The sequence below is a fragment of the Novosphingobium sp. BL-A-41-Hi4A-0G genome (genome assembly GCF_055521735.1).
Genome location: NZ_CM145501.1, coordinates 3,137,362 through 3,158,992 on the forward strand (window position 1 = coordinate 3,137,362; position 21,631 = coordinate 3,158,992).

General features: G+C 64.9%; 21 protein-coding genes. 11 read left to right on the top strand and 10 right to left on the bottom strand.

The features are described from left to right. Positions 1-34: 34 nt before the first annotated feature. Positions 35-520 (bottom strand): DUF1465 family protein, encoded by a 486-nt coding sequence (locus tag ACZ1JX_RS15205; RefSeq protein WP_465124355.1) that lies wholly within the window; start codon positions 518-520, stop codon positions 35-37. A 127-nt stretch (positions 521-647) separates the two neighbouring features. After that, positions 648-845, bottom strand: a complete 198-nt coding sequence (locus ACZ1JX_RS15210) for a YdcH family protein (RefSeq protein ID WP_144904618.1) — start codon at positions 843-845, stop codon at positions 648-650. 117 nt (positions 846-962) lie between these two features. Between ACZ1JX_RS15210 and ACZ1JX_RS15215 the strand changes: the two genes are divergently transcribed. The 6 genes from ACZ1JX_RS15215 (at position 963) to ftsH (ending at position 8,980) form a co-directional block, all read left to right on the top strand. Further along, positions 963-1,238 (top strand): YdcH family protein, encoded by a 276-nt coding sequence (locus ACZ1JX_RS15215; RefSeq protein ID WP_465124356.1) that lies wholly within the window; start codon positions 963-965, stop codon positions 1,236-1,238. A gap of 149 nt (positions 1,239-1,387) precedes the next feature. Then, the gene (gene ptsP, locus ACZ1JX_RS15220) at positions 1,388-3,661 is read left to right on the top strand and encodes a phosphoenolpyruvate--protein phosphotransferase (RefSeq protein WP_465124357.1); all 2,274 of its coding nucleotides are present in this window, start codon (positions 1,388-1,390) and stop codon (positions 3,659-3,661) included. Positions 3,662-3,821: 160 nt separating this feature from the next. Then, entirely contained in the window at positions 3,822-4,829 is a 1,008-nt protein-coding gene (locus tag ACZ1JX_RS15225; RefSeq protein WP_465124358.1) for a helix-turn-helix domain-containing protein, read from the top strand. A 109-nt stretch (positions 4,830-4,938) separates the two neighbouring features. After that, on the top strand, positions 4,939-5,943 hold the full coding sequence (locus ACZ1JX_RS15230) for a tetratricopeptide repeat protein (protein ID WP_465124359.1): 1,005 nt from the start codon (positions 4,939-4,941) through the stop codon (positions 5,941-5,943). Between the two features lie 16 nt (positions 5,944-5,959). Further along, entirely contained in the window at positions 5,960-6,907 is a 948-nt protein-coding gene (gene tilS, locus ACZ1JX_RS15235; RefSeq protein WP_465126434.1) for a tRNA lysidine(34) synthetase TilS, read from the top strand. 138 nt (positions 6,908-7,045) lie between these two features. Then, positions 7,046-8,980 (top strand): ATP-dependent zinc metalloprotease FtsH, encoded by a 1,935-nt coding sequence (ftsH, locus tag ACZ1JX_RS15240; protein WP_465124360.1) that lies wholly within the window; start codon positions 7,046-7,048, stop codon positions 8,978-8,980. Positions 8,981-9,045: 65 nt separating this feature from the next. Here ftsH and ACZ1JX_RS15245 read toward each other — a convergent pair whose 3' ends face one another. Further along, positions 9,046-10,089 carry a DUF3667 domain-containing protein gene (locus tag ACZ1JX_RS15245; protein ID WP_465124361.1) on the bottom strand — a complete coding sequence of 348 codons (1,044 nt, stop codon included), beginning with the start codon at positions 10,087-10,089 and terminating at the stop codon, positions 9,046-9,048. Positions 10,090-10,221: 132 nt separating this feature from the next. Between ACZ1JX_RS15245 and ACZ1JX_RS15250 the strand changes: the two genes are divergently transcribed. From ACZ1JX_RS15250 to ACZ1JX_RS15265, 4 genes are read left to right on the top strand one after another with little or no spacing between them, the layout of a single operon-like run. Then, complete coding sequence (locus ACZ1JX_RS15250; protein WP_465124362.1) at positions 10,222-11,775, top strand: peptidoglycan DD-metalloendopeptidase family protein; 1,554 nt, start codon at positions 10,222-10,224, stop codon at positions 11,773-11,775. A gap of 36 nt (positions 11,776-11,811) precedes the next feature. Next, positions 11,812-12,804, top strand: coding sequence for a porphobilinogen synthase (gene hemB / locus ACZ1JX_RS15255; protein WP_465124363.1), 993 nt, complete (start codon positions 11,812-11,814; stop codon positions 12,802-12,804). After that, entirely contained in the window at positions 12,805-13,371 is a 567-nt protein-coding gene (locus ACZ1JX_RS15260; RefSeq protein ID WP_465124364.1) for a gamma carbonic anhydrase family protein, read from the top strand. Continuing rightward, positions 13,352-13,639 (top strand): DUF167 domain-containing protein, encoded by a 288-nt coding sequence (locus ACZ1JX_RS15265; RefSeq protein ID WP_465124365.1) that lies wholly within the window; start codon positions 13,352-13,354, stop codon positions 13,637-13,639. Before ACZ1JX_RS15260 ends, ACZ1JX_RS15265 begins: the two co-directional genes overlap by 20 nt. Here the strand turns inward: ACZ1JX_RS15265 and ACZ1JX_RS15270 are convergent. From ACZ1JX_RS15270 to ACZ1JX_RS15300, 7 genes are all read right to left on the bottom strand, one after another. Further along, positions 13,617-14,255 carry a YoaK family protein gene (locus tag ACZ1JX_RS15270; protein WP_465124366.1) on the bottom strand — a complete coding sequence of 213 codons (639 nt, stop codon included), beginning with the start codon at positions 14,253-14,255 and terminating at the stop codon, positions 13,617-13,619. The genes ACZ1JX_RS15265 and ACZ1JX_RS15270 overlap by 23 nt on opposite strands. A gap of 35 nt (positions 14,256-14,290) precedes the next feature. Beyond that, complete coding sequence (locus ACZ1JX_RS15275) at positions 14,291-14,686, bottom strand: group II truncated hemoglobin (protein ID WP_465124367.1); 396 nt, start codon at positions 14,684-14,686, stop codon at positions 14,291-14,293. Between the two features lie 72 nt (positions 14,687-14,758). Beyond that, positions 14,759-14,947: a hypothetical protein gene (locus ACZ1JX_RS15280; RefSeq protein ID WP_465124368.1), complete on the bottom strand. Its 189-nt coding sequence runs from the start codon at positions 14,945-14,947 to the stop codon at positions 14,759-14,761. 62 nt (positions 14,948-15,009) lie between these two features. After that, positions 15,010-16,605, bottom strand: coding sequence for a cisplatin damage response ATP-dependent DNA ligase (locus ACZ1JX_RS15285; protein ID WP_465124369.1), 1,596 nt, complete (start codon positions 16,603-16,605; stop codon positions 15,010-15,012). Further along, positions 16,605-17,615, bottom strand: a complete 1,011-nt coding sequence (locus tag ACZ1JX_RS15290) for a ligase-associated DNA damage response exonuclease (protein ID WP_465124370.1) — start codon at positions 17,613-17,615, stop codon at positions 16,605-16,607. Before ACZ1JX_RS15290 ends, ACZ1JX_RS15285 begins: the two co-directional genes overlap by 1 nt. A 154-nt stretch (positions 17,616-17,769) precedes the next feature. Further along, entirely contained in the window at positions 17,770-20,133 is a 2,364-nt protein-coding gene (gene clpA / locus ACZ1JX_RS15295; RefSeq protein WP_465124371.1) for an ATP-dependent Clp protease ATP-binding subunit ClpA, read from the bottom strand. A gap of 168 nt (positions 20,134-20,301) precedes the next feature. Next, complete coding sequence (locus ACZ1JX_RS15300; protein WP_338113535.1) at positions 20,302-20,538, bottom strand: DUF1192 family protein; 237 nt, start codon at positions 20,536-20,538, stop codon at positions 20,302-20,304. Between the two features lie 97 nt (positions 20,539-20,635). Between ACZ1JX_RS15300 and ACZ1JX_RS15305 the strand changes: the two genes are divergently transcribed. Further along, positions 20,636-21,613, top strand: coding sequence for an NAD(P)H-quinone oxidoreductase (locus tag ACZ1JX_RS15305; RefSeq protein WP_465124372.1), 978 nt, complete (start codon positions 20,636-20,638; stop codon positions 21,611-21,613). The last annotated feature ends 18 nt before the right edge of the window (positions 21,614-21,631 follow it).

Below are 21,631 nucleotides of genomic sequence, written 5' to 3' on the forward strand. Positions count from 1 at the left end.
GTGCGCGGTCCGTGCAACCACGGACGCACGGACATCAGGCAGCGCTTGTCGTTTCCTCGACGGCGCGGGCAAGCCGTTCGCGCAATCGCTGGACAGCCCCGGCGCTTGCCACACTTTCCGAGCGCCAGGCCTGCTCCAGACGCTGGATGCGTTCGTAAAGGCGCTCGCTCTCATGAACCAGGGTCTGCACGTCATCGGGCAGCGAGGCGACTACATCGGGATCGCTGGCCGGGAAGTTGGCGATCAAGCGGCCATGGCGGCGCAGCTGGAGTTCGGACAGTTCGCCGGCGAAGTGGGCGCGGTGATTGAGCAGCCAGGCGAGGCAATGCATCACGCGCGTCGTCGTGCGCAGCGCCTCGCAGCTGACCTGCACGCGCTGCAGGTCCTCGTCGGCAAGGCCCGAGCCAGCCGTTTCTTGGCGCAGCCGTTCGAAGCGCACGCGCACCGCATCGGCAAGGCCGAGGGCCTGCGCATGAAGCGCTTCGACAATGCGCGGGTTGAGGCTCTGCATCAGGGGCATGACAAGCGCATAGTCCTGCGATCGGGCTTTCGCCAACACCGCTTGGCCGGTGCAATTGTCCCAAAACCTGAACGTTTCTTAACGGGACAGGTCACCAATTCGGACCTTTCGATTCAAGTCTTTGATTTCAGGCGATGATGTCCGGGATTAGGTAATCCTCGATCATCGCGATCTGGTCTTTCAGCAGCAATTTGCGCTTCTTGAGGCGGGCGATCTGCAGTTGGTCGCGCACGCCATTGAGAGACAGCGCATCGATGGCGGCGTCGAGATCGCGGTGTTCGATACGCAGCGCCGCGAGCCGCTTGCGCATTTCCTCTTCGGTCACGTTACGCCAAACTCCTTCGACCCGGTAAACCGGTGCTTGCGCAAGTCTTACGGTCAAACCCGTAAACCTGCACGCTCCGACGCGGTTTGACTTGCAAGATACGGCGATTGTGGGAGCATGACAACGCGCCGCCTGAACGAGTCGGGCACAACACCGATCAAGGCGTCGCCGCCCCCGCACGGGGCAGGCCTGTGCGGGTATCTGACGGGGGCTTTCCCCTTAGGAGGACAACGCATGGAATCGACGCATCTCAGCGCACTCCAGATGAAGCACGCCGGACTTGAAAGGCAAATCCAGATGGAAATGTCCCGGCCCCTCCCCGATGATACGCTGGTGGCCCAGCTCAAAAGAAAGAAGCTGAAACTCAAGGAAGAGCTTTCCCGGCTCAATTGAGCGCCATCCAAGAGGCAAGTGCAGAGCCGCCCCGCAAGGGCGGCTCTTTTGCGTCATGGCAGGTGAATAGCTATCCGCTCCACAATGGTGGACGTATCGGATTGTGCGCAACATTCCCAAAGCGCGCGCACTAGGCTAATCCGTGTCCCATGCTCAGCGCCGTGACCGCCGCCCGCCAGATTCTCACCTCCCTCCACGAGGTCATGGCCTCGCGTGCCGGCGCGCAGGCCAAGCTCAACCAGATCGTCGAAGTGATCGGCAACAACCTCGATTCCGAGGTCTGCTCGATCTATCTCCTGCGCGAGGGCATGCTCGAACTCTTCGCCACGCGTGGCCTCAACCAGGCGGCAGTGCACGTGACGCGCCTTGCCGTGGGCGAGGGTCTGGTCGGGACGATCGCGGGCAATGTCGAGACGCTGAACCTTGCCGAAGCGGCCGCTCATCCGGACTTCGCGTTCCGCCCCGAAACGGGCGAGGAAAAGTTCCACTCCTTCGCAGGCGTGCCCATCGTCCGGCGCGAACGGGCCGTAGGCGTGGTCGCCGTCCAGCATGTCGAGCCGCGCCGCTACGAAGAAGTCGAGATCGAGGCGCTGCAGACCGTGGCGATGGTGCTTTCGGAACTCATCGCCAATGCCGAGCTGATCGACGACGAGGAAACGCTCGGCGTTCCCGCGCACCTCACCGGGCCGGACCGGCTCAAGGGGCTGACGCTGGTCAAGGGTCTCGCCAGCGGGGTCGCGGTGTTCCACCAGCCCCGCGTGACGATCGAGCACGTGGTCGCCGAGGATACCGAGGCCGAGCGCCAGCGGGTCTATCTCGCGTTCGACAAGATGCGCGAGCAGATCGACCGGATGGCCAGCCAGGCCGAGTTCGGCGTGGGTGGCGAGCACGAGGAGGTGCTCGAGACCTATCGCATGTTCGCCTACGACGAGGGCTGGTCGCGCCGCATCAACGAGGCGATCGATTCAGGGCTCACCGCCGAAGCCGCGATCGAGCGGGTCCAGCAGCGCACCCGCATGCGCATGCGTCAGATTGACGATCCGCTGCTGGCCGATCGCATGCACGATCTTGAAGACCTCTCGAACCGGCTGCTGCGCACGGTGTCCGGGCAGGTCGGCACGGCGGCGAGCATGGGGCTGAAGGGCGATGCCATCCTGATCGCCCGCAACCTTGGCCCTGCCGAACTGCTGGAATACGATCGCCGCCGGTTGAAGGGCGTGATCCTCGAGGAAGGTTCGCTCACCGCGCACGTGGTGATCGTGGCGCGTGCCATGGGCATTCCCGTCGTGGGGCGGATGCGTGCGCTTCGCGGGAAGGTGCGCGAGGGCGATCACCTGCTGCTCGACGGCGATCAGGGCGTGGTGGACGTACGCGCCTCACCCAGCCTGATCGAGGCGTTCGAGGCCCGCTTTGCCAAGAACCGCGAACGTCAGGCCCATTACGCGACGATGCGCGAGGTGGAGCCGTTCACGCGCGACGGTACGCGAATCACCGTGCTGATGAACGCAGGCCTGCGCGACGATACGCCGATGCTGGGGATGACCGGGGCAGACGGCATCGGCCTGTTCCGAACCGAATTCCAGTTCCTCGTCTCGGCAACGCTCCCGTCGCGCGAACGCCAGACGCGGCTCTATCGCGACGTGCTCGATGCCGCCGGAGACAAGCCGGTGGTGTTCCGCACGGTCGACATCGGCGGCGACAAGGTCCTGCCCTATCTTCGCCACAACGATGGCGAGGCCGAGGAAAACCCGGCGATGGGCTGGCGTGCCCTTCGCGTTGCGCTCGAACGCGATGGTCTGCTCAAGGTACAGGCGCGCGCGCTCCTCGAAGCTGCGGGCGGGCGCACGCTCAACGTCATGTTCCCGATGGTGACCGAGCCCTGGGAGTTCGATGCGGCTCGCGCCGTGTTCGAAAGTCAGCTGGCTTTCCTGCGCCAGCGCAAGAAGATCCTGCCCGAGGCGATCCGCTATGGCGCCATGCTCGAAGTTCCGGCGCTGGCGGAATGCCTTGATATCCTGGCACCCAGGCTGTCATTCCTGTCGATCGGCACGAACGATCTGACGCAGTTCCTGTTCGCCGCCGATCGCGCGAATCCCAAGCTGGCCGAGCGTTATGACTGGCTCAGCCCCGCCATCCTGCGCTTCCTGCGCCGCGTGGTGAACACGCTTGCCCCGTTCGGCACGGATGTGACCGTCTGCGGTGAAATGGGCGGACGCCGTCTCGAGGCGCTGGCCCTGCTCGGCCTTGGCATAACCCGGTTGTCGATCACGCCTGCCGCAGTCGGGCCGGTCAAGGAACTGGTTCGCAAGATTGACGTGAAGGAGATTCGCGCCGCCATGAACGGCTGGCTTTCCGAACCGCCTGCCGACTTGCGCTCCGCCATAGCCGAATGGGCGTTCTACCGTGGCATAGAGTGTGATTGACACGTGATCGTGATTTGACGCGTGCGCGGCTGACACCGGCAAAAGTGCGGTTCGTCGCCGAATTCCGCCATTTTTCACCCAAGGGCGTTGACTTTCACGGCATTGCAGCGAAGCCTTGTTAAAGGGTTGCTAAGCACCAGTTGAAGACGGGAGCCACGCCTTGGCTGAAGCCGGCGGTCTGCAGGACATTACCAACGACGACACCACGCTCACGCCCGCCGGAGAACCTGGCAGGCCGCGCGTGAACCACACTCTGCGCGCTGCCCGCGAGGCTGCAGGTCTGGATATCAAGCAGCTTTCCCAGCTTACACGCGTCACTTCCCGCCATCTTGAGGCGATCGAAGCGGGTGACTACGCTTCGCTGCCAGGTCGGCCCTATGCGCTGGGCTTTGCCCGCAGCTATGCAAAGGCAGTCGGACTTGACGAAAAGGTGATTGCCGATGCGGTACGCGCCGAACTCGACACCCATGCGCCACCGCCACCGCCACGGGTCATAAACCAGTTCGAGGTCGGCGACCCGATCAAGACGCCCACACGGCTGACCGGCTGGTTGGCGGCGGGCCTTGCTCTTGCCATAGCGCTCGCTGGGCTGGTGTTCTGGCGCAGCTATTACCTGCCCTCTGCCGAACTGCCCTCGCTGGTCGGGCCTGAGGAAGCCACGCCTGCGGCTGTGCCCTCTGCTGCGGCTGCCCCGGTCACCCCGCCGATACCTTCCGGACCGGTTGTCTTCACGGCGACCGAGGACCGTATCTGGGTCAAGTTCTATGACGGCCAGGGCAAGCAGATCCTCCAGAAGGAACTGGCCAAGGGCGAAAGTTTCACTGTTCCGGCCGATGCCCTGGACCCCAAGCTTTGGACGGGGCGGCCCGATGCGCTGTCGATCACGATCGGTGGTCAGGCAGTGCCACGGATTGCCGAGAAGGAAGGCATCGTGAAGGACGTGCCCGTGACGGCGTCGGCGCTGCTGGCTCGCGCGGCGGTCCCTGCACCGACGGTCACGGAGAATGCCGTGTCGGCGACCAGACAGCCTGCGGCACCAAGGCGGACGACTGCGCGCCGTCGTGCGGATACCGCAGCGACAAGCGCTCCGGCCGAAGGATCGGCGCCGGTCGCTGCGCCGATACCCGCTGCGGCGACGACTGCACCTGCATCCACGGCCTTGCGCTGACACCGTCTCGACTTGGCGGCCCTGATCGGGCAATCTTCGGTTAACGGCTGATCAGCGTTCGCGGGATCGTGCGAGCGCCGCTGTACCGGGCCGCAGTACGGGAATGACCATGACGATGACTCTCCGGCGAGCCGCGCCGCTTGCTGCTATACTGATGGGACTGACTGTCCCTGCCGTCACGCCGCTGTTTGCGCAGTCGGCTGCTCCGAAGGCCTCTGCCGCGCCGGTCGATCCGGAAATGCGCCTGCGCCGGATCGAGGCGGAAATCCGCGCGATGCAGCGCAAGGTCTTCCCCGATGGCGCGGGCAAGACTTTCGTGCCCGAAATCACGCCCGGCCAGGCTGCTGCCGCCCCTGCGACTGCCCCAGCCTCGTCGGCGGTAAGCGATATCCTTGCGCGGATGGACGCGGTCGAAGCGCAGATGTCGCGCCTGACCGCGCAGGTCGAGGAAGGTCAGAACCGGACCGCCAAGCTCGAGGAAAGGCTGGCGAAGCTTGAGGCTGCTGCCGCGCCGGCTGCCGAGCCAGTGGCAGAGTCTCCGGCTCCCCAGGCCACGCCGGTTGCAACGCCTGCCGCGCCAGCGCCCAAGCCTGTCGCGACACCACCTGCAAAGCCCGCTGCAACACCTCCGGCCAAGCCTGCCGCAGCGCCTGCCGCCAAGCCTCTCACACCCTCGGCAGCACGCGTCGCCGCCGTTCAGGCGATCGAGAAGCCCGCCACTGCCGATGCCGGGATGGACGACTACAACTACGGTTTCCGGCTGTGGGAAGCCAAGTTCTATCCAGAGGCGCAGCAGCAGTTGCAGATCTACGTCGATCGCTATCCCAAGCACAGCATGATCAGCTTCGGTCGCAACCTGCTCGGCCGCGCATGGCTCGATGATGGAAAACCAGGCACCGCGGCGCAGTTCTTCCTGCAGAACTACCTTGCCGACAAGAAGGGCGCGCGTGCACCTGACAGCCTGCTTTATCTCGGCATTGCCATGGTCAAGCTCAAGGACACCGAGAAGGCCTGCGGTGCGTTCGCCGAACTCGCCTCGACCTACCCGGACGAGATCGCCGGTCGCCTCAAGGGCCAGTATGATGCCGCGCGCGGCTCGGTGAAGTGCAAGTAATGGTCTCGGGAATAGCCTGACCGCTGCGGCTGCGCGCTTTGCCGCGCAGTGGGCAGCGGTTGCTCCTGAAGGTCGCGTCGGGCTTGCCGTATCGGGCGGGCCGGACAGCCTCGCCATGCTGCTGCTGTTCCACGAAGTTGCGCCGCGCGACTTCTCCGTGGCGACGGTCGATCATGGTCTGCGCCCGGAAAGCGCGAATGAGGCGGCGATGGTCGCTGGCCTCTGCGCGGAACGCGGCATTGCCCACACGACGCTGACGATTTCGCTCGCCAAGGGCAGCGCCGTGCAGGAGCGGGCGCGGGCGGCGCGGTATCACGCAATGGCAGGATGGATGCGTGAACAGGACTTGCGCGCCCTCGTCACCGCCCACCACGCCGACGATCAGGCCGAGACGATGGTGATGCGCCTGAACCGTGGTGCAGGCCTGCGCGGACTTGCCGCAATGCGCAGCGTGGCTCAGGTGCCGGGCGCGGCCGAACTGCCCCTGCTGCGCCCGCTGCTGGGGTGGCGGCGGGCAGAGCTTGGCGCGGTAGTCGAAGCCGCCGGAATCGCCCCGGCACTCGATCCATCGAATCACGACGCCAGCTATGAGCGGGTGCGGGCGCGTGAAGCCATGACGTCAACACAAGCTTTCGACGCCAATGGCTTTGCGACAAGTGCCGCGCATCTGGCGCAGGCCGATGTAGCGCTCGACTGGGCACTGGCGCAGCTGTGGACGCAAGTTGCCGTCGACGCATCCGCCATTCACATCACCCCGCCGCCAGACCTGCCGCGGGTGCTGGCGCTACGCTTGCTGGAACGTGTGATGGCGCATTTCAACGCCCCGTCCCCGCGCGGGGGCGAGCTCGTCCGCTGGCTCGAGTCGCTTGAAGCGAAAGGGGTGGCGACGCTTGGCGGAATCAAGGCCGATGGCCGCGACAGGGCATGGCGTTTTACCCTTGCGCCAAAGCGCCGCGACGCCTGAACCTGCCCTAGCGGGACAGGTCGCTGAAAAACCGCAATTGCTTTATATAGCGATTCAGGCGTTATTGAGATTCTGAAGGCCAATCCTACATTGGCTTCATGCCCGCCCGCGTCCCCGGGCGATTGCGGAAAGACAGCGATGAACGACGACCAGCCCCAGGGCAATCCGTGGATCAAGAGCCTCCTCGTCTGGGGCGGGATATTCCTCGCACTCCTGCTCGTCGTCTCGATGTTCGGCTCGCGCGTCGATACGACCGCGACGACCATTCCCTATTCCGCCTTCCGCAGCCAGGTGAGCGAAGGTCTGGTCCGCTCGGTCGAGATCGCGCCGGAGCGGATCACGGGCACGCTCAAGAACGGCGGCCAGTTCGCTACGGTGCCGGTGCCCGGCGATTCGGACCTGCCCAAGCTGCTGGCCGACAACAACGTGCAGTATGCCGGCAAGGCGGCCGAACAGCCTAACATGCTGATGTACATCCTGTTCAACTCGCTGCCGTTCCTGCTGATTCTCGGCGTCGCATTTTTCGCGCTGCGCCAGATGCAGAAGGGCGGCGGTTCGGGCGCGATGGGCTTTGGCAAGTCCAAGGCCAAGCTCCTTACCGAACGGTCGGGCCGCGTCACTTTCGATGACGTTGCCGGCATCGACGAAGCACGTGAGGAGCTGGAGGAAATCGTCGAGTTCCTGCGCGATCCATCGCGCTTCTCCAAGCTCGGTGGCCAGATCCCCAAGGGCGCGCTGCTGGTCGGTTCGCCCGGCACCGGCAAGACCCTGCTCGCCCGCGCGATCGCCGGTGAAGCAGGCGTGCCGTTCTTCACAATCTCGGGCTCGGACTTCGTCGAGATGTTCGTCGGCGTCGGCGCAAGCCGCGTGCGCGACATGTTCGAGCAGGCCAAGAAAAACGCGCCATGCATCGTGTTCATCGATGAAATCGACGCCGTCGGCCGCCACCGTGGCCACGGCCTCGGCAATTCGAATGACGAGCGCGAGCAGACGCTGAACCAGCTGCTGGTCGAGATGGACGGCTTCGAGGCCAACGAAGGCATCATCATCATCGCGGCAACCAACCGCCCTGACGTGCTCGACCCTGCGCTGCTGCGTCCCGGCCGATTTGACCGTCAGGTGGTCGTGCCGATCCCCGATATCGAGGGCCGCGAAAAGATTCTCTCGGTGCACATGAAGAAGGTGCCGCTCGCGCCCGACGTCAACCCGCGCACCATCGCGCGCGGCACGCCGGGCTTCTCGGGCGCGGACCTTGCCAACCTCGTCAACGAGGCCGCCCTGCTCGCCGCGCGCCGCAACAAGCGCCTTGTTGCCATGCAGGAGTTCGAGGACGCCAAGGACAAGGTCATGATGGGTGCGGAACGCCGCTCGATGGTCATGACCGACGACGAAAAGAAAATGACCGCCTATCATGAGGCTGGCCATGCCATCGTCTCGGTGCAGGAACCGGCGTCCGATCCGATCCACAAGGCCACGATAATCCCGCGCGGCCGCGCGCTGGGCATGGTCATGCGCCTGCCCGAACGCGACAGCTATTCCTACCATCGCGACAAGATGCACGCGAACCTCTCGGTCGCCATGGGTGGCCGCGTCGCCGAAGAGCTGATCTTCGGGCATGACAAGGTGTCGTCGGGCGCTTCGTCGGACATCCAGTACGCCACCTCGCTGGCGCGCTCGATGGTGACCAAGTGGGGCATGTCCGAGAAGCTTGGGCCGCTGCAGTACGAAGACCAGCAGGAAGGCTACCTCGGCATGGGGGGCTCTGCCCGCCTCTTCGCTTCCGACGAGACCAACAAGCTGATCGACAGCGAAATCCGCGGCCTCGTTGACGGTGCCCATGCGCGGGCGACCGACATCCTCAAGACCAACGAAGACAAGCTCCACCTCCTTGCCCAGGCGCTGCTCGAGTATGAGACGCTGACCGGCGACGAGATCAAGGATCTGCTCGAAAGCGGCAAGCTCGACCGTCCGCAAAGCCCGAGTGGCCCGGCCCGTCCGGTCTCGGCGCAGGGTTCCGCGGTGCCGCGCGCAGGCAAGAAGTTCGGCGGTTCGGCCAGCCCGCAGCCGGCCTGATCCAAGCTTGATCGAAATGCGAAAGGGCGGGGGGCGACCTCCGCCCTTTTGTTTGCCTGTTGGTCTCAGCCACCTGCCTCGACGAGGATGATGACCGCGAACAGCATCATCGCCAGAAAGGCGAACATGCTGAGGAACCACGTTCGCCACCACGCGCCGAACCACGAAAGGCCATAGGCCCCGCGCAATTGCAGCAGCATGTGGATCGGCGGAAGGATGGCGATGATGCCGATGTTTGCGATGCCGAGCGTGTTCCCGATCGTTGCCACGATGCCCAGCAGGGTCATGAAGCAGAGCGAATAGGTGACGAAGACGGTGTGATCGTAGAGCCCGAAGCGGCGGCTGAATGGGAACAGCAGCCACAGGAACGGCACCGAGATCGGGATCAGCGCCCAGCTCAGTTTGTAGCTGTAGTTCTGCACCTTGTAGAGCGCGAGGCCGGGATTGGCCTTGGCCTTCTTCACCGCCTCGTTGATCCAGCCAATGTCGCTTGCCGTTTCAAGGCCGCTGGTATCTACGTTCGCCACGCTGATCCCGCTTGCCTTGACCTGTTCCAGCCCGGTGATGTTCTTGCGCGTTTCGGCAATGGCCGCGTCGATCTTCGCCAGCTGTTCTGCGTCGCCTACCGCATCGGCGCGAGATGCCTGCAACTTGACGAGGTCTTCGCGTTCCTTCTGCAGTCCCTGCTCGACTGTCGTGTTGACGCTGGCCCCGATGTCCCCGCCCAGCGAATTGATCGTGGTGAACAGCAGGAACACGCAGAACAGGAAAAGCGCGATCGGCGAGACGTAAGAGGCGCGCTTGCCGTCGATGTACTCGCGGGTGAGCTTTCCGGGCCTGGCCACGAGCATCGGCAGCGTGCGCCAGATCTTGCCTTCGAAGTGGAATACGCCGTGCAGCAGGTCGTGGAAGAACGCGCCCAGCGTCTTGTGGACGTGCGCGGCCTGTCCGCAGGCGTGGCAATGGCTGCCGACCAGCGCCGTGCCGCAGTTCAGGCAGGCCGATTCGTGGGTGTGGCCATCGGCCCGGTATTCGCCCGCCGTTGGCTCTACCGCGCGCGCCGCTGCCAGCGCGCCTGCCATATCGCCGAGTGTGTCGGTGCCGCTCAATCTGTTTCCCCCTGTTTCGCCCGCAAGCATAACGCCCCCGCGCTTGCCCTGCCACACCCTTGAGACGTCACGATTTCACCGAACATTAACCTTGAACGTGCAGTCCGGAGCCCAAGAGGGTAAGCAGGACACGTGTTCACGCCACGAGATCAGATGATGGCGCTCGCCGGAGCGGGTGGGGGGAGCGGCTTCGGCCAGCGCACTGCCCCGCCGCGTGCGCCTGTCCTGCCCTCGCGTGCGCAGCGTCTGCTTCGTACGTTCGAGCAGCGGTTAGCACATCATTGGCCCCGCGTGATCGCACCGGTCGAACGCTGGTTCGCGAAAGTCGATCTTGCGCCCGATCTTGCTGAGGACATCGGTAGCGCCCGCTGGTTCCGCGGGTTTGGAACGATGCTCGGTCTTGGCGCAGCGGCTGTGCTGATGTGGCCCGACTTCGCGCCGTTGCAGGCTGCGCCGCTCACTGTTCTCGATGAAGCGGCGCAGGCTGAAATGCGCGTGCAGGGCATCCGTCCACTCGCGCTCGGCGCCGACAATGGCCGCCACATGACCGCGACCGCTGCCGTCATCCCGCTGGCTGCGGCGCCTGAGCGGCCCAGCATCGATCTTTCTGCAACGCTCGGTGCCGGCGACAGCTTCCCGCGCATGTTGCAGCGCGCAGGCCTTGCCAGCACCGACATCGTCCGCGTCATCGATCTGGTGGGCGGGCAGGTGAAGCCCGGCGCAATCCCGGAGGGTACACGCTTTGCTATCAGGCTCGGCGCGCGCTCCAGTCCGGCCCAGCCACGTCCGCTGGAACAGCTCTCGTTCCGTCCGCGCTTCGATCTTGCACTGGATATCCGGCGCAGTGGCGGCGGGCTGGTGCTGGCGTCGAACGCCATTGCGGTGGACACTTCGCCCATGCGCATTCGCGGCATCGTCGGGGCGAGCCTATATCGTTCTGCCCGCGCAGCAGGTGCACCGCCGTCGGCCGTGCAAGACTACCTGCGCACGATCGACGAGCACATGGCCTTCGAGGAAATTGCCCCGGGCGACGAGTTCGACCTCGTCTTTGCCAACCGCCGTGCCGGAACCGGCGAGGAGCAGGCGGGCGACCTACTTTATGCAGGCGTGGTCCGCGCCGGAAAGCCGGTTCTGCAACTGCTGCGCTGGGGCAATGACGGCGCGTTCTATTCGCCGCAGGGCATGGCTGAGGGCGCGCAGGAGACCACCGGCTTCCTTGGCGCGCCGGTCAATGGTCACATCACCTCGGGCTACGGCGCACGCCGCCACCCGATCCTCGGTTACGTCCGCATGCATGCCGGGATAGACTTCGCCGCCAGCTGGGGCGCTCCGATCTATGCTGCCACCGACGGGCGCGTGAGCTTTGCCGGATGGCACGGCGGGCACGGCAACTACGTGCGGCTCGATCACGGCGGTGGCATTGGCACAGGTTACGGTCACATGAGCCGCATCGCTGTGGCTCCGGGCATGAGCGTGCGGCGTGGTCAGGTGATCGGCTATGTCGGCTCGACCGGCCTCTCCACCGGCCCGCATCTGCATTACGAGATGTATCGTGGCGGGCAGACGGTGAACCCGCTGTCGATGACCTCGATCGTGCAGCGCGCCGCGGTTGACCCGGCGCAACTGGCGGCGTTCCGCAGCAAGCTTGCCCAGATCACGGCGATCCCGGCAAATCGCAGCCGGTGATTGCAGCCGCATCGCTGGTTCGCTACGCCTGCAACCATGACCAGCTATCCGATGATCCGCCTGCGCCGCACCCGTGCCACCGCGTGGAGCCGCGCCATGCACCGCGAGGTGCTCGTCACGCCTGCCGACCTGATCTGGCCGTTGTTCGTGACCGAAGGGCAAGGCGTCGAAGACCCGATTCTTTCGCTTCCCGGCGTATCGCGCTGGTCGGTCGACGGGATCGTGGCGCGGGCAAAGGAAGCGGTGGCGCTCGGCATTCCCTGCCTTGCGCTGTTTCCGAACACGCAGGCTGACCGCCGCAGCGAAGACGGCAAGGAAGCCCTGAACCCCGACAACCTGATGTGCCGCGCCATCCGCGCGATCAAGGACGCCTGTGGCGACGACATCGGCGTGCTGACCGACGTCGCGCTCGATCCCTATACCAGCCATGGCCAGGACGGGCTGATTGACGAGCAGGGCTATGTCCTGAACGACGCAACCGTCGAGATGCTCGTCGGCCAGAGCCTCAACCAGGCGGCGGCGGGCGCTGACATCATCGCGCCATCGGACATGATGGATGGCCGCATCGGTGCGATCCGCGAGGCGCTGGAAGGTGCTTGCCACGCCAACGTGCAGATCATGTCCTATGCGGCCAAGTACGCCTCGGCGTTCTATGGTCCGTTCCGTGACGCCGTGGGGTCAAGCGGGCTGCTCAAGGGCAACAAGAAGACCTACCAGATGGACCCGGGCAATGCCGAGGAAGCGCTGCGCGAGGTCGAGATGGATCTGGCCGAGGGCGCGGACAGCGTGATGGTCAAACCGGGCCTGCCTTACCTCGACATCGCATGCCGCGTTAAGGAAACGTTCGGCGTGCCGGTCTTCGCCTATCAGGTGAGCGGCGAATACGCGATGATAGAGGCGGCTGTGGCGGCGGGTGCTGCCGATCGCGACGCGATGGTGCTCGAAACGCTAGTGGCGTTCAAGCGCGCGGGCTGCTCTGGCGTGCTGACCTACCATGCTGCCCATGCGGCGCGCCTGATGAGCAAGTAAATGACCTATCCCGACGTTTCGATCATTCCGTTCAATGGCAAGATGCCGCGCGTCCACGAATCCGCGTTCATTGCGCCGGGCTGCCGGATCATCGGCGATGTCGAGATCGGGCCGGACGTATCCATCTGGTACAACTGCGTGCTGCGCGGCGACGTGAACGCCATCCGCATCGGCGCGCGCACCAATATCCAGGACGGCAGCGTCATCCATGTCGACAGTCCGGCGCCGAACAAACCCGACGGTTTCCCGACGATCATCGGCGAGGACGTGCTGGTCGGCCATCTTGCCATGGTCCACGGCTGCGTGATCGAGGATCGCGGTTTCGTCGGCCTCGGCGCCATCGTGATGAGCGGCGCGCATATCGAGAGCGATGGCATGCTGGCGGCTGGCGCGATGCTGACCGGTGGCAAGCGCGTGCTTTCGCGCCAGCTGTGGAGCGGACGCCCCGCAGCGTACATGCGCGATCTCAACGACGTTGCGATCACCGAGATGCAGCGCGGCGTGCAGCACTACGTCCAGAACGGACAGGCGCATAAGGCAGCTGTCCTTGGCACGACCGAAGGCTGACCTCCCGTCGCCCGCTGCCTTGCGGGCGCTTGCGGACAGTGAAGGACGGCTGGCCGTGCGGGTGACGCCAGGCGCGCGCAGCGAAGGCATCGAGATCGAAGAGGGCCGCGTATCGGTCAAGGTGCGGGCCAAGCCTGAGGACGGCAAGGCCACGACCGCCGTTCTCGAACTGCTGGCGCTGGCGCTGGAAGTCGCGCCGTCGAAAGTGGAAATGTTGCGCGGCGCAACTTCGCGCGAGAAGCTGTTCAGGATTCCTCTGGAACCCTGAACGCGATGGCGACCATCAGCGCGCACCATGCGCTGGCGATCCACAGGCAGGCCATCGGCAAGCGGTCCTGCAGGAATGCACCGAGCACCGCGCCGGCCAGCAGCCCCATCCACAATTGTGCCCAGGATGTCCAACCGCTCTGCCGCTTGCCTGCCAGCTGCCCCGCCAGCCCGATGCCGAGCTTGACCAGCGCTCCCGTCATGTAGGTAAGGCCCACCGTCACTTCGCCATCGCGCTGGAACGTGTTGTTGAGCGCACCCATGGCGAGAACGAGGCCGCCCATCATCATCGCGTCATGATCAAGGGCGCGGGCGAGCGATGCGGCGAGCAGCAGCAATGTGACCAGCGCCAGCACGGCGGGCTTGCGCAAGACGCCCGCGCGCTCCGAAACGAGAGCGCCACCGGTCACGCCGGATATGAATCCGAGGATCAGCAGGGCGGGCACCAGAGCATCCGCTGGTGCCGTACCGAGCGCTACGCCAAGCCGGGTGGTGTTGCCCGACATGAACGAGACGAAATAGCCGTGCGCCGAGAGGAAGCCGACCGAATCGACGAAGCCGGCCATCGCGGCAAGGGCCATGGCAAAGGCGCGGCGCTGTCGGTCATTGAGGATCACGCAGGCCTTCTAGCGGGCCTGTGCCCGGCTGGGAATCAGTTGCGTGCCATGCCGCGCGCCATCTGTCCCAGCACCTGGCTCAGCCCTTCGGCAATCTCGCGATCGTCCGGCGCGACATCTGTGATGGCGCGGGCCATGCAATCGGCCCATTGCGTCGCCGTTTCGCGGGTGATCGGGAAGGGCTTGTGCATCGACATCATGCACTTGCCGGGATTGGCCTCGAACCACTGGCGCGGGCCGCCGCTCCATCCGGCAAGGAAGCCGGGAAGCGATTCGCGCATGGGGCCAAGATCTGCTGCATGCATATCGCGCAGCGTTTTGTAGGCCGGGTCCGTATCCATCAGGTCATAGAAGCGGTCGGTTATCTGGCGCAGCACGTCGATACCGCCAAGGCGCTCATAGGGACTCGTTGCAGGTGCTTGGGTGGCCAAGGGTCGGGCTCCGGGGAAGGAATCTGGAGCCTCGGTCCTGCCCTGCCGCTGTCCAAGCGGCATTGACCGGGATCAATCCCGGTGAGGAAGCGCCTTTGCGGCAAGCCCTGCCGCCATGCCACCGAGCACGGCACCGATCGCCCAGTTCGTCGCCACGGCATCCCATTGCCGATACCGCGTCCACTCGCTCCCGGTGCGCAGCGATGCCCAGGCGAGTCGGCCCAGCGCATAGGCTGGCGCGGCGAGCAGAAGGTTTGCCATTATCGTTCTCTCCCGGATAGTTACCGGGAAACGGCACGGCGCGCGCGTGGTTCCGTGAAAGCTCAGTCCGCAATCAGACCTTTGAGCGTCTCCAGCCGATCCGCTTCATGCGCTGGCTTGTCGGTGCGGATGCGGCTGATGCGGGGGAAGCGCATGGCGACGCCCGACTTGTGGCGCTTGCTGGCATGGACCGAATCGAACGCCACCTCGAATACCAGCGACTTGTCGGTCTCGCGCACCGGGCCGAACTTGGCGATCGTGTGCTGACGGACGTGGCGGTCGAGGAACTTCAGTTCCTCGTCGGTGAAGCCGAAGTAGGCCTTGCCCACCGGCAGCAGTTCCGCGCCCGCATCGGGATCGCCGTTCCAGCAGCCGAAGGTGAAATCGGAATAGAAAGATGAGCGCTTGCCGCTGCCCCTTTGCGCGTACATCAGCACGCAATCGATCAGCAGCGGATCGCGCTTCCACTTGTACCACAGCCCGGTCCGCCGCCCCGCCACATAAGGCGAATCGCGCCGCTTCAACATGACGCCTTCGATGGCGTCATCCCGCGCCCGCGCACGGATCTCGGCGAGATCATCGAAGTCCTTGGCCGCGATCACTTGTGAGAGGTCGAACCGACTCGAGTCGAGGCGCGGCACCAGCGCTTCGAGCCGTGCCCGCCGCTGCTCCCACGCCCACTCGCGCAAGTCCTCGCCCTCGTCGATCAGCAGATCGTAGAGGCGCACGAAGGCGGGATAATCGGCGAGCATTGCCTTCGACACCGTCTTGCGGCCCAGGCGCTGTTGGAGCGCATTGAAACTCGCCGCCCCCCCGATCTCGCCACCCTGATGTGCTCCACGCACGAGCAATTCGCCATCGAGCACGCAAGGGATTGTCAGCGCGGCGGTCACTTCCGGGAATGTCCCCGAGATGTCGTCGCCACCGCGCGAATAGACGCGCGTTTCGCCCGCAACGTGGACGATCTGCACGCGAATCCCGTCCCACTTCCACTCCGCCGCGAATTCCGACAGGTCGAGGCTTTCCGCCTCCAACGGATGGGCGAGCATGAACGGCCGGAACAACGGCAGCAGATCGGTTCGCGGCGGGGCCGCACCATTTGCCGCCCAGTCGAACAGCGGAATGTAGGGCGGGGCCTGCCCGTGCCAGTACTCCTCGACGTCTTCCACGCTGACGTCGAAGGCTTGGGCAAATGCCACTTTCGCCAGCCTTGCGGAGATGCCGATGCGCATGGCGCCAGTCGCAAGCTTCAGAAAAGCATAGCGACCATTGACGTCAAGACGGTCCATGAGCTCTGCCACGACGGCAGGCGCGGTGCTGCGTGTGGTGGCGTGCAGTGTATCGACCACTTCGGCGACAGTCGGCGTGGGATGTTGAACACCCACAGGTTCCGGCCAGAGCAGGCTTGCCGTCTCGGCAGTATCGCCCACGTAATCGCGGCTGAGCGTCCACAGCACGGGATCGACCCGCTCGGCCATCAGGCTGCGGATCAGGCTGGCCTTCACTGCCGGAAAGTCCAGCCCGTCGGTCAGTGCGGCCAGCGCCCAGCCCCGGTCCGGATCGGGTGTTTCGCGCAAGTAGTCGGCCAGCAGCCCCAGTTTGGCATTGCGCGATGGGGTGAGCACGAGCGCATCGAGCAGGGCGGCGAAGCGCTCCATCAGTCGTCCTCATCCTCATACCCCACCAGCGCCAGCGCGCGGGCCTTGCGCTGGGTCAGTTCGCACCAGCGCAACAGCGCTTCCTCGCGGCCATGGGTGACCCACGTTTCGGACGGGTTTACTTGCGCGATGGTCTGGGTCAGCTCGTCCCAGTCGGCATGGTCGGAGATGATCAGCGGCAGTTCGACGCCGCGTTGCCGCGCCCGCTGCCGCACGCGCATCCAGCCTGACGCCATGGCGGTGACCGGATCGGGCAGGCGCCTGCTCCAGCGATCATTGAGTGCAGAGGGCGGGCAGACCACGATGGCGTTTTCCAGCGCCGCCTTTGCCACCCCTGCCACCTGCCTCAGATCGCCAAGATCGACGCCGTGCTCCTCATAGAGCCTGCACATCCGCTCCATCGCGCCGTGCAGCCAGATCGTCTCATGATACCCGGCGGCGCGAAGCTCCGCGATTACCCGCTGCGCCTTGCCCAACGCATAGGCCCCGACCAGCACGCACCGCCCAGCGTCATTCTCGCGCGCGGCGAGAAGCTTGGCCATTTCGTCGGCAATCGGCGGATGGCGGAACACCGGTAGGCCAAAGGTCGCCTCGGTCACGAAGACATCGCAGGGCGTCACCGCAAACGGCGGGCAGGTAAGATCGGCGCGGCGCTTGTAGTCGCCGGTCACGACCACACGCTCACCCGCATGTTCGAGCAGGATCTGTGCCGAACCGAGGACATGGCCTGCCGGGACGTAAGTTGCGCTGACACCACCTTTCAGCCGCACCGTCTCGCCATAGGCCACAGGCGTCGCGGCCGTTTCCAGTACGCCATAGCGCAGCGCCATGATCGCCAGCGTCTCGGGCGTGGCGATGGTGAGCCCATGCCCACCGCGTGCGTGATCGGCGTGGCCGTGCGTGACCAGCGCCGTATCCACCGCCCGCGCCGGGTCGATCCACGCATCGGCGGGGGCAACGTAAAGCCCGTGCGGTTCGGGTCTCAGCCAGGAGAAGTGCAGCGCCATCATCGTGAAATGGACGGTTCGGCCTTTGGGTTCCAGTGCCCTTCGTGCCGTGAAGTTGCGCTGCGCAACTTTGCATCTCTGCGGGAAACCCCTTCCGAAAAAGAAAAAGGCCCACCCCTGATGGGGCAGGCCTTGATCTCTTGCGCGAGGAAGAAGCTTACTCGGCTTCGTCGGCGCTCGGCTCTTCAGTCGCGGCGGAGCCCGCCTTGCCCTTCTTCGCCTTTTTCTTGACCAGCTTGGGTGCGGCCGGGGTCAGCTCGAAGGAGAGCGCATCCTCCTTCAGGCTGACGTGGACCTCGCCGCCATTGGCCAGCTTGCCGAACAGCAGTTCCTCGGCGAGCGGTTTCTTGACCTTTTCCTGGATCAGGCGGGCCATCGGGCGGGCGCCATAGAGCTTGTCATAGCCCTTCCTGGCCAGCCAGCTGCGCGCGTCGGCATCGAACTGGATGTGGACGTTCTGTTCAGCCAGCTGGAGTTCGAGCTGCAGGATGAACTTGTCTACCACGCGGCTGACGACTTCGGTCGGCAGGTAGCTGAACGGCACGATCGCATCGAGACGGTTGCGGAATTCAGGCGTGAACATCTTCTTCACCGCCTCATCGCCCGCGTCGGCCTTCGACACGTCGCCAAAGCCGATCCCCTGCCGCGCCATGTCCGAGGCGCCCGCGTTGGTGGTCATGATCAGGACCACGTTGCGGAAGTCGACGGTCTTGCCGTGGTGGTCGGTCAGCCGCCCGTTGTCCATCACCTGCAGCAGGATGTTGAACAGGTCAGGATGGGCCTTCTCGATTTCGTCGAGCAGCAGGACGCAGTGCGGCTGCTGGTCGATGGCGTCGGTGAGCAGACCGCCTTGATCGAAGCCGACATAGCCCGGAGGCGCACCGATCAGGCGCGAGACCGAGTGCCGCTCCATGTATTCCGACATGTCGAAGCGCTGCAGCGGGATGCCCATGATCTGGGCAAGGCTGCGCGCGACTTCGGTCTTGCCGACGCCGGTGGGGCCGGAGAACAGGAACGAGCCGATCGGCTTGTCTGCATCGCGCAGGCCAGCGCGGCTGAGCTTCATCGCCGAGGACAGCACCTCGATGGCCTTGTCCTGACCGAACACCAGACGCTTCAGGTCGCGGTCGAGATGTTCGAGCACCTTCTTGTCGTCGCTCGACACCGACTTGGGCGGGATGCGCGCCATCGTCGCGATGACCTGCTCGATCTCGCGCGCGGTGATGGTCTTCTTGCGCTTCGAAGGCGGCACCAGCATCTGCATCGCGCCCACTTCGTCGATCACGTCGATCGCCTTGTCGGGCAACTTGCGGTCATTGATGTAGCGCGCCGACAGTTCGACCGCGGTCTTGATCGCATCGGGGGTGTACTTGACCTTGTGGTGTTCCTCGAACGCGGTGCGAAGGCCGCGAAGGATCTTGATCGTGTCCTCGATGGTCGGCTCGTTCACGTCGATCTTCTGGAACCGGCGCAGCAGGGCGCGGTCCTTTTCGAAGTGGTTGCGGAACTCCTTGTAAGTGGTCGAGCCGATGCAGCGGATCGTCCCGCCCGAAAGCGCGGGCTTGAGCAGGTTCGAAGCATCCATCGCGCCGCCGCTGGTGGCACCGGCACCGATCACGGTGTGGATCTCGTCGATGAAAAGCACCGCGTGCGGCATCTTCTCGAGTTCGGAAACGACCTGCTTGAGGCGTTCCTCGAAGTCACCGCGATAGCGCGTACCGGCGAGCAAGCTGCCCATGTCCAGTGAGTAGATCACCGCCTCGGACAGCACTTCGGGAACGTCGCCCTCGACGATCTTGCGCGCAAGGCCTTCGGCAATCGCCGTCTTGCCCACGCCCGGATCGCCCACATAGAGCGGGTTGTTCTTGGAGCGGCGGCACAGGATCTGGATCGTGCGGTCCACTTCGGGGCCACGCCCGATCAGCGGATCGACCTTGCCGTTCAGCGCCTTCTCGTTGAGGTTGACGCAGAACTGGTCGAGCGCGGTTTCCTTCTTCTGGCCCTTGGCGTCGGCCTTCTCTTCCTGCTGCTTGGGTGCCTCTTCCTCCGCGCCCTTGGGCGTGCGGCCCTCGACCTGACGGCCGCCCTTGCCGATGCCGTGGCTGATGAAGCTGACGGCATCCAGGCGGCTCATGTCCTGCTGCTGGAGGAAATAGACCGCGTAGGAATCGCGTTCGGAAAACAGCGCGACCAGCACGTTCGCTCCGGTCACGGTGTCCTTGCCCGAGGACTGCACGTGAAGGATGGCGCGCTGGATCACCCGCTGGAACCCGGCGGTCGGCTGCGGATCGGCCTTTTCCTGCGTCTTGAGCGACTGGTATTCCTGATCGAGGTACTGGCGCACCACGTCACCCAGATCGCCAAGGTCCACGCCGCAGGCCTGCATGACCTGCGCCGCATCCGGATCGTCGATCAGGGCCAGCAGGAGATGCTCGAGAGTCGCGTACTCGTGGCTGCGCTCGGATGCATTGGCGAGCGCGGTGTGCAGCGTTTTCTCGAGGCTCTGGGCGAAACTGGGCATGTTGCGGCTACTTTCTGGCTGGCGCCGATGGGTTCCCTGAAGGGGAGAGTGCACACGCGTTATTAACTGTGGCTAAACCACGTGTGAGGGTGAAGACAGATGCCCTGAAGACATCATCATATACGGCGATATGGGGACGCCCTCCGGCAAAAGGAAGGGCGTCGCACATCATCCCGCTTCACCTGAAGGCGGGGGCTTTCCGAACAGGGCTTCGGCGGCGGCGCGATGGGCGCTGGCCTTGTCGCGATGCGCCACGGTGCGCATGATCTCCAGCTCGAGCAGGCGGATGCGCTCGTTCAGTTCATCGTGCGAATAGGGGTCGAGCAGCTCCGTTGCCAGCTGGCTGGCCAGATCCCCTTTCGGGCGAGGGCGCTCGTCTAGGTCCATTGCGGTCAGTTTGTGCACTGCAATGCCTTGCTGTCAACGCCCTGCGTGGGCTAGCCAGACGCAAATTGGTATTCGGTAGCAACAAGGGCATCGGATGAGCGGCATTCCTGCAACAATGACGGCAATCGGCTGGGATGCTCCCGGCGGACCGGACGTGCTTCGCCCCGAACAGGTTGCGGTGCCGGTGCCGGGGCCGGGTCAGGTGCTGGTCAAGGTTGCGTTTGCGGGCGTCAACCGGCCCGACGTGATCCAGCGGCAGGGCTTCTATCCGCCGCCGCCCGATGCCTCGCCCCTGCCGGGACTGGAGATTTCGGGTCAGATCGTCGCTATGGGCGAAGGCGTGACCTGGCCGTTTACCGGTACAATGGTCTGTGCGCTGGTCGCCGGCGGCGGTTATGCGCAATACTGCATTGCAGAGGCCGCGCAGTGCCTGCAGGTCCCCACCGGCCTCTCACTGGTAGAGGCTGCGGCCATTCCGGAAACGCTGTTTACCGTCTGGCACAACGTGTTCGAGCGCGGGATGGCGGCGCCGGGCGAGACGATCCTCGTCCACGGCGGCACCAGCGGGATCGGCTCGATGGCGGTGCTGCTGGGCAAGCTGTTCGACGTGAAGGTCATCGTCACCTGCGGCGGCGCGGAAAAGTGCGCGCAGGCGCTGGCGATCGGGGCGGCCCATGCGATCGACTACAAGGCCAGCGATTTCGTCGAGCAAGTCGGGCGCATCACCGAAGGCCGGGGCGTAGACATGGTGCTCGACATGGTCGCGGGCGACTACGTGGCGCGCAATATCAAGTGCCTGGCCGATGACGGGCGCCACGTCACCATCGCGGTGCAGGGCGGTCTCAAGGCCGAACTGAACATGGCCGAAATCATGCGCCGCCGCATCACGCTGACGGGCTCGACCCTGCGCCCGCGCTCGAAGGCGTTCAAGGCGGCGCTCGCCTCCGAGATCCGCGAGACGGTCTGGCCACTGGTCGCCGCAGGCGAGTTGCGCCCGATCATGGACCAGACTTTCCCGCTGGCGGAAGCCGCCGCTGCTCACGCGCGGATGGAGAAGGGCAGCCATATCGGGAAGATCGTGCTGGCGGTTTAGGCTGCAGTCGATAGTCGC

What these genes read in the sequence shown, in the direction of transcription:
- ACZ1JX_RS15290 (WP_465124370.1), bottom strand. Translation starts at nt 17,615, where the DNA reads ATGATGGCGCTGCACTTCTCCTGGCTGAGACCCGAACCGCACGGGCTT.
- ACZ1JX_RS15305 (WP_465124372.1), top strand. Translation starts at nt 20,636, where the DNA reads ATGACGGCAATCGGCTGGGATGCTCCCGGCGGACCGGACGTGCTTCGC.
- ACZ1JX_RS15285 (WP_465124369.1), bottom strand. Translation starts at nt 16,605, where the DNA reads ATGGAGCGCTTCGCCGCCCTGCTCGATGCGCTCGTGCTCACCCCATCG.
- ACZ1JX_RS15260 (WP_465124364.1), top strand. Translation starts at nt 12,805, where the DNA reads ATGACCTATCCCGACGTTTCGATCATTCCGTTCAATGGCAAGATGCCG.
- ACZ1JX_RS15215 (WP_465124356.1), top strand. Translation starts at nt 963, where the DNA reads ATGACAACGCGCCGCCTGAACGAGTCGGGCACAACACCGATCAAGGCG.
- ACZ1JX_RS15205 (WP_465124355.1), bottom strand. Translation starts at nt 520, where the DNA reads ATGCCCCTGATGCAGAGCCTCAACCCGCGCATTGTCGAAGCGCTTCAT.
- clpA (WP_465124371.1), bottom strand. Translation starts at nt 20,133, where the DNA reads ATGCCCAGTTTCGCCCAGAGCCTCGAGAAAACGCTGCACACCGCGCTC.
- ACZ1JX_RS15230 (WP_465124359.1), top strand. Translation starts at nt 4,939, where the DNA reads ATGACGATGACTCTCCGGCGAGCCGCGCCGCTTGCTGCTATACTGATG.
- ACZ1JX_RS15280 (WP_465124368.1), bottom strand. Translation starts at nt 14,947, where the DNA reads ATGGCAAACCTTCTGCTCGCCGCGCCAGCCTATGCGCTGGGCCGACTC.
- hemB (WP_465124363.1), top strand. Translation starts at nt 11,812, where the DNA reads ATGACCAGCTATCCGATGATCCGCCTGCGCCGCACCCGTGCCACCGCG.
- ptsP (WP_465124357.1), top strand. Translation starts at nt 1,388, where the DNA reads ATGCTCAGCGCCGTGACCGCCGCCCGCCAGATTCTCACCTCCCTCCAC.
- ftsH (WP_465124360.1), top strand. Translation starts at nt 7,046, where the DNA reads ATGAACGACGACCAGCCCCAGGGCAATCCGTGGATCAAGAGCCTCCTC.